The 7151-nt window shown below is 64.4% G+C and carries 2 protein-coding genes; one reads left to right on the top strand and one right to left on the bottom strand.

All coding sequences use genetic code 11. The annotated features are described in order from the left end of the window. Positions 1–2 precede the first annotated feature (2 nt). Positions 3–6293 (top strand): amino acid adenylation domain-containing protein, encoded by a 6291-nt coding sequence (locus HMPREF3138_RS07040; protein ID WP_371326902.1) that lies wholly within the window; start codon positions 3–5, stop codon positions 6291–6293. A 52-nt stretch (positions 6294–6345) separates the two neighbouring features. Here the strand turns inward: HMPREF3138_RS07040 and HMPREF3138_RS07035 are convergent, their stop codons facing one another. Further along, positions 6346–7044 (bottom strand): CTP synthase C-terminal region-related (seleno)protein, encoded by a 699-nt coding sequence (locus HMPREF3138_RS07035; RefSeq protein ID WP_223294858.1) that lies wholly within the window; start codon positions 7042–7044, stop codon positions 6346–6348. Positions 7045–7151 lie beyond the last annotated feature (107 nt).

The raw sequence follows: 7151 nt of genomic DNA, 5'->3' as shown, positions 1-7151 counted from the left end.
CGCTGCGCATCGATCTTCGCGACGATCCGGATTTGCCGACGCTGATCGCGCGGATCCGCCACACGGTGCTGGCGGCGCAGGAAAATCGCGATCTGCCGTTCGAGCAGGTGGTGGAGCTGGTCAATCCGCCGCGCCACCTGGGTTATACCCCGCTGTTCCAGGTGATGCTGGCCTGGCAGGACGGCTCGGTGCGCGATATCTCGCTGCCTGGGCTGCAGGCCGAGAGTGCCGAGTTGGGCTATCAGATCGCCAAGTATGATTTGACGCTCGATCTGGCGGAGCGCGACGAGCAAATCAGCGGTACGCTGAACTTCGCCACCGCGCTGTTCGACCGCGCTACCGCCGAGCGTTACGGCGTTTACCTGGTGCAGGTGTTGCGGGCGATGGCGACAAATGCTACGCAGCCTGCGTCGCATCTCGATCTGCTGCCGGCTGCCGAGCGCGAACTGTTGTTGTACGGTTGGAACCGAACCGCGGAAGTTTATCCGGCGCAGAGCAGCGCCCATGTCCTGTTTGAACAGTGGGCGCAGCGCACGCCGGACGCCGTTGCGGTGGTGAACGATCGGGACAGCCTGAGCTACGCCCAATTGAACGCCCACGCCAACCAACTGGCGCACCAACTCATCGCACAGGGCGTGCGCCCAGGCGATCGCGTGGCCACGTCGCTTGAACGCAGCGTTTCTCTGGTCATCGCCCAGTTGGCGATCCTCAAGGCGGGGGCCGCTTATGTGCCGCTCGATCCGCACCTGCCCGTTGCGCGGCAGGCGTGGATCATCGGCGACAGCGGGGCGTCGTTGATCCTGTGCGATCGCGATCTCGACCGCGAGATAGCCGGCGAGATCGCATGCCTGCGTATCGATCGGCTGCGGCAGAATCCGACCCACGATCCGGCGTTGCCTCGCGCCGGCGACGCGCCGGCCTACATCATGTATACCTCGGGCTCGACCGGTACGCCTAAAGGCGTCATGGTGACGCATCAAGGCATCCTCCGGCTGGCGATCAACAATCGTTTTGCGTCGTTTGAACGCGACGATCGCTTCGCTTTCGCCGCCAATCCGGCGTTTGACGCCAGCACGCTGGAAATGTGGGGAGCCCTGTTGAATGGCGCCAGTCTGGCGATCATTGCGCCGGAAGTGTTGACGGAAGCCGAGGCGTTGGCGACGGCACTGGTGCGGCAAAGGATTAACGTCTTGTTCCTGACCACCTCGTTGTTTAACCAATATGTCCATAGCATCGCCGCGACGCTGGCGCAGTTGAAATATCTGCTGAGCGGCGGTGAAGCGGCGGATCCGCACGCCTTTGCCCGCATGCTGAAAGAGGCTGGGCCGGTACGGCTGATCAACGGTTATGGGCCGACCGAGAGTACGGTGTTTGCCACGACGGCCACGATCGAGCGGGTGGATCCCTGGCAGCGTTTGCCTATCGGGCGGCCGATCGGCAATACCCGGATTTATCTGCTGGATGCGCATGGGCAACCGGTGCCGCTCGGCGCGACCGGCGAGATCTACATCGCCGGCCCCGGGGTGGCGCTGGGTTATCTCAACCGCGCAGAGTTAACGGCAGAGCGATTCCTGGCGGATCCGTTTAACCCAGGCGAGCGGATGTACCGCACCGGCGATCTGGCGCGCTATCTGCCGGACGGCAATATCGACTACCTGGGACGCAACGATCGGCAGGTGAAAATTCGCGGCTTCCGCATCGAATGCGGTGAGATCGAGGCGCGAGTGGCCGGTCACCCGGCGGTGCGCGAAGCGGTGGTGGATGTCCTCGGCGAAGCGGACAATAAGCGGCTGGTGGCCTGGGTGGTGCCGGAGGCTGACGCGGATCGCCAGGCGTTGGCGGTGACGCTGCGACAGTATCTGGCGGGGATGTTGCCGGAGTTTATGCTGCCGGCGGCCTGGGTGGCGCTGGATACGCTACCGCTGACGCCGAACGGCAAACTGGATCGGCGCGCGCTGCCTGAGCCGCAGGAGGACGCCTACGTGCGTGAGGTTTACGCCGAACCTGAAGGCGAACTGGAAACGCTGCTGGCGGGGATCTGGCGCGAGCTGCTGGGCCTTGAGCGGGTCGGGCGCCACGATAACTTCTTCGAATTGGGCGGCCATTCGCTGCTGGCGGTGAAGTTGATGGCGCAGCTGCGCCGTGTCGGGCTGAGCGCCGGGGTGCAAACGCTGTTCACCGCGCCGACGCTGTCAACGCTGGCGCAGACGTTGGTCACGCAGCAAGAAGTGAGCGTGCCGGCCAACGCTATCCTACCGGGCTGCGTAGCCATTACGCCGGAGATGTTGCCGCTGGCGACGCTGAGCCAGCCGGAGATCGACGCGGTGGTGGCGCAGGTGCCGGGCGGCGTGGCCAACGTACAGGACATCTACGCCTTGTCGCCGCTGCAGGAGGGGATTTTGTTCCACCATCTGCTGGCGGAACGGGGCGACCCGTACCAGCTGTCCGCGGTGCTGCGTTTCGACAGCCGTGCGCGCCTGGACGCCTGGCTGGCGGCGATGCAGCAGGTGATCGATCGCCATGACATTCTGCGCACCGCGTTCATCACGCAGGGCGTGTCCTCGCCGGTGCAGGTGGTGTGGCGCAAGGCTGAGTTGTCGCTGCGAGAACTGCGGCTCAATCCGGCGGAGGGCGAGATCGGTTCGCGGCTGACGGCGGTGTTTGATCCGCGCCGCGTGCGGCCTGATCTGACGCGCGCACCGTTGCTGAGCTTTGTTGCCGCACAGGGGGAAGAAGGCAGTTGGTGCGTGCTCCAGCAGTGGCATCACCTGATCGGCGACCACTCGACCCTGGCGGTGATGCAGGAGGAAATCAACCTGATCCTGGCCGGGCGCGGGGACGAACTGGCCAAGGCGCCGCCGTTCCGCAACGCGGTGGCACAGGCAAGGCTCGGCGTCAGCAAGGCCGAACACGAACAGTTCTTCCGCACTATGCTGGCGGATATCGATGAGCCGTCGTTGCCGTTCGGCCTGAGCGACGTGCATGGCGAAGGGCGGGATATCTCGACGGCGCACCTGGCCTTACCGCATGCGCTCAACCAACAGCTGCGGCGGCAGGCGCGGCGGCTGGGCGTCAGCCTGGCCAGCCTGTGCCACCTGGCCTGGGCGCAGGTATTGGCGCGCGCTACCGGCCGCGATGAGGTGGTGTTCGGCACCGTATTGTTGGGTCGTATGCAGGCCGGAGACGGGGCGGAACGGGCGCTCGGATTGTTTATCAATACTCTGCCGCTACGGCTGGATGTCAACGAGGTCGGCGCGGAATCGGCGGTGTTGCAGGCGCACATCCGGCTGAGCGGGTTGCTGGCCCATGAGCATGCGCCGCTGGCGTTGGCGCAGCGCTGCAGCGGCGTCGCCGCGGGCACGCCGCTGTTCAGTGCCTTGCTGAACTACCGGCATAACAGCGGCGAGGACACCGCATTGCCGACCGGCGTGACGCTGCTCGATAGCCAGGAACGCACCAACTATCCGTTCGTGCTGTCGGTCGAGGACGGCGGTGATTCGCTGGGCCTGACGGCGCAGGTCAGGCAGCCGATTGAAGCGCAGCGCGTGTGCGGCTATATGGCGCAGGCGTTGAGCGCATTGGCGCAGGCATTGGAGCAGGCGCCTCAGACACCGGTCTGCGAACTGGAGGTCATGCCGGATGAAGAGTATGCGCTGCAGCTGTGCCGCTGGAATCATACGGCGGAAGCTTACCCGGCGGATACCTGCGTGCACGAACTGTTTGAACAGCAGGCGCGGCAGACGCCGCAGGCCATCGCTTTGATCCAGGATGCGCAACGGCTCAGCTACGCACAGTTGAATGCGCGCGCCAACCGGTTGGCGCATCGGCTGATTGAGCGCGGCGTACAACCGGGCGACCGGGTCGCGGTGCGGCTGGCGCGCAGCATCGAACTGGTCTGCGCCCAATTGGCGGTAATCAAGGCCGGGGCGGCGTATGTCCCCATCGATCCGCAACTGCCGGCCGTGCGCCAGGCGTGGATCGCCGATGACAGCGGCGCCTGCCTGATGCTGACGGACGCCGTCGGCGACGAAGGCATTCCGCAACTGACGGTCGAGGATCGCGAAGCTGAAGGTCATGACGGTAACCCGGCGTTGCGCGTGTCGAGCGGCGCGACGGCCTACATCATGTATACCTCCGGCTCGACCGGGACGCCGAAAGGCGTCATGACGCCGCACCAGGGGATCACGCGTCTGGTGCGCAACAACCGCTACGCCGCCTTTGACGCCGACGACCGCATCGCCTTTGCCGCCAACCCGGCGTTTGATGCCAGCACGATGGAGGTTTGGGCCGCTCTGTTGAATGGCGGTGCGCTGGTGGTGATCGCGCCGGAAGTGATGATGGAGGCCGAGCGTCTGGCGGCCGAACTGCAACGCCATCGCATCACCACGCTGTTCTTGACCACTGCGCTGTTCAATCAGTATGTGCACAGCATCAGCGGCGCACTGGCGCAGTTGAAATATCTGATTAGCGGAGGGGAGAAAGAGGATCCGGGCGCTTATGCGCGGCTGTTGCAAGAGCGGGGGCCGGTGCACCTGATCCATGCCTATGGGCCGACGGAGACCACCACCTTTGCGACAACGGCACGTATCGAGCGGGCTGAAGGGGAGGCGCGCTTGCCGATTGGGAAACCGATCGGCAATACCCGCGCTTACTTGCTGGACGCCCGCGGGCGCCCGGTGCCGATGGGGGCGGTGGGGGAATTGCACATCGGCGGCGTGGGGGTGGCGTTGGGCTACCTGAACCGACCGGAACTGACGGCACAGCGCTTCCTGAGCGATCCGTTCAATCCGGTCGGTGGCGGCCGCATGTATCGCACCGGCGATCTGGCGCGTTACTTGCCGGACGGCAGTCTTGAATACCAGGGGCGATGCGATCAGCAGATCAAGCTGCGCGGGTTCCGCATCGAACCGGGCGAGATTGAGGTGCAGCTGGCGGCGAGCCCGTGGGTGCGGGAAGCGGTGGTGCAGGTTTGTTCGACGGAACACCATCCGCGCCTGGTCGCCTGGATCGTACCGACGGCCGACGTTGACCGCAGCGCGTTGCAGGGACAGCTACGGGCCTATCTGAGCGAACGTTTGCCGGAGTACATGGTGCCGTCGGCTTATGTCTGGCTGGATGCGCTGCCGTTGACCGCCAACGGCAAGCTGGATCGGCGCGCCTTGCCGGAGCCGGAGCGCGCGGCAGTCGGCATTCGGGAGTATGCGGCGCCTCAGGGGGAGACCGAAACGACGCTGGCGCGGGTATGGTGTGAGCTGCTCGAGATTGGCCAGATAGGGCGCCACGACAATTTCTTCGAGCTCGGTGGCCATTCGCTGCTGGCGGTACGTCTTTCCAGCCAGCTGCGTCAGCAAGGCATCACCTTGCCGGTACAGGCGATCTTCAACCATCCGATATTGGCCGAGCTGGCCGAGCGGATAGATCGTCGCACCGCCGAGGCTCCGCTGCGTAAAGCGGTGCCGGCTCGCAGCAGCGGCAGCCGGCCGCCGCTGTTCTTCGTTCCGACCGGCTTTGGCGACCACTCCTACGTGTTTGAATTGGCCAAGGAGATCGACGAGACCTTCCCGGTCTACGCCGTGCCGTGGCCGGCGGTGGAGGAGAAGCCGGCCACCATGTCCGATATGGCCGCCAGCGCCGTGGCGTTGATTCGCGAAGTGCAGCCGCAGGGACCATACCATCTGGCGGGGTACTCTTCCGGCGGGGTGTTGGCCTATGCCATCGCCGAGCAGCTGCAATCGGCCGGGGAAGCGGTCGCTTTCCTGGGGTTGATCGACACGTTGCGGCCGGTGGCGGCGATGCACAGCCCGGTCCAGCTGTTGCTGAACTGGGTGGAGTCAACGCAGGAAAGGCCGGATCCGCAGTTCTGTCAGCAGTTGGCTGAGCTGCCGTTGCCGGAGGCGATCGCGGCCGTGCAACGCGCCGGGATCAAGACTCAGCGTGAGGAAGTGGCCGACGAGGCGGCGCTCTGGCAGCAGCGGCACCACTACGCCAAACTGGTGGAAGCGACCCTGGTGCAGCCCGCATCGCTGAAAATCCATCTGTTCAAGGCGAAGCAGGAGCAGGTTTCCGTCAATTCGCAGAACGCACAGTTCCAGGCGTATTGGCAGAAGATCAAACAGGCGGGATATTGCCGCGAAGACGCTTCCGCGTTGGGGTGGGATAGGCTGCTGCCGCCGGCGACCGTCCGCGTCAGCCAGGTCAACGGCGATCATGTGTCGATGATGGAGCATCCGGTTCATCGGCGTGAGCTGGGGCAACACTTCAATCTGGCGTTGCGCGAGCTCGGACAGGCGTAAGCCGGCGGGATGTATCCGATGAGAAAGCCCTCGCAAGAGGGCTTTTTTTTTTTTACCCGTTGGCGGCGGTTTTGACGAGCTCGACCACCAGCGGCGATAGCTCGCCGCGCAGCGCGGCGCGTTCCGACTGGAACAGCGTAGCGACGTAAAAACGGTGAGCCGGCAGTTCGATGGCGCGCACGTCGCCTTCGCTGTCGTAGCCGCTGATGATCAGCGGGAAGCGTTGCAGATCGACGACGAATTCCGGATTGACGCCGAAGTTGCAGTGGTAGCCTTCATGGGTGTTCAGGCTGCCGTAGGCCCGTGCGACGCGGGTGTCAGGCTGGAAAACGATGTCGCCGGTTTTTTCCACCAGCGAGCAGCTAAGCGGAGCGATCACCAGCCGGCCACCGCTGTCGGTTTCCGCATGACCGGCGTCGTGCCAGCCCATCACGTTGCGGGCGTACTCGATGATGGCGTACTGAAAGCCGCCGCAGGAACCGAGGAACGGCACGTCGTTTTCCCGCGCATGACGGATCGCCATAAAGGCGCCGTCGTCGTAACGATACGGACTGCCCGGCACCACCCAGATGGCATCGAAATCTTGCAGGATGTTGGGGGAGGTCAAGGTTTCGGTCGGTAGCCACTGGGGCTGCATGTCGATGTCGAGATGGGCGGCGGCGAGCCGGAGCGCCACGGGGATGGCCTGATGGGCCACGGCTTGCGGGTTGTAATCACCGACCAGAGCAATGCGAACCTGAGCTTTCATCATTTCCTTTCCTGTGCGGGTAAAAAAGGAGATTACAGGAAAGTAGAGTGTCGAGCCGCCGCTTTTTAAACGTGGCGCAAAAAAAAGGTTCATCGCGCTTTAGCGTGAAC

It is taken from the genome of Serratia sp. HMSC15F11 (genome assembly GCF_001808215.1).
GTDB classification, from domain to species: domain Bacteria; phylum Pseudomonadota; class Gammaproteobacteria; order Enterobacterales; family Enterobacteriaceae; genus Serratia; species Serratia nevei.
Note: the sequence above shows the minus strand (reverse complement) of the source record. Positions and strands in the feature narration are given on the sequence as shown.

Excerpts from the sequence above, each read along its gene's own strand:
- HMPREF3138_RS07035 (WP_223294858.1), bottom strand. The coding sequence starts at position 7,044 with ATGATGAAAGCTCAGGTTCGCATTGCTCTGGTCGGTGATTACAACCCG.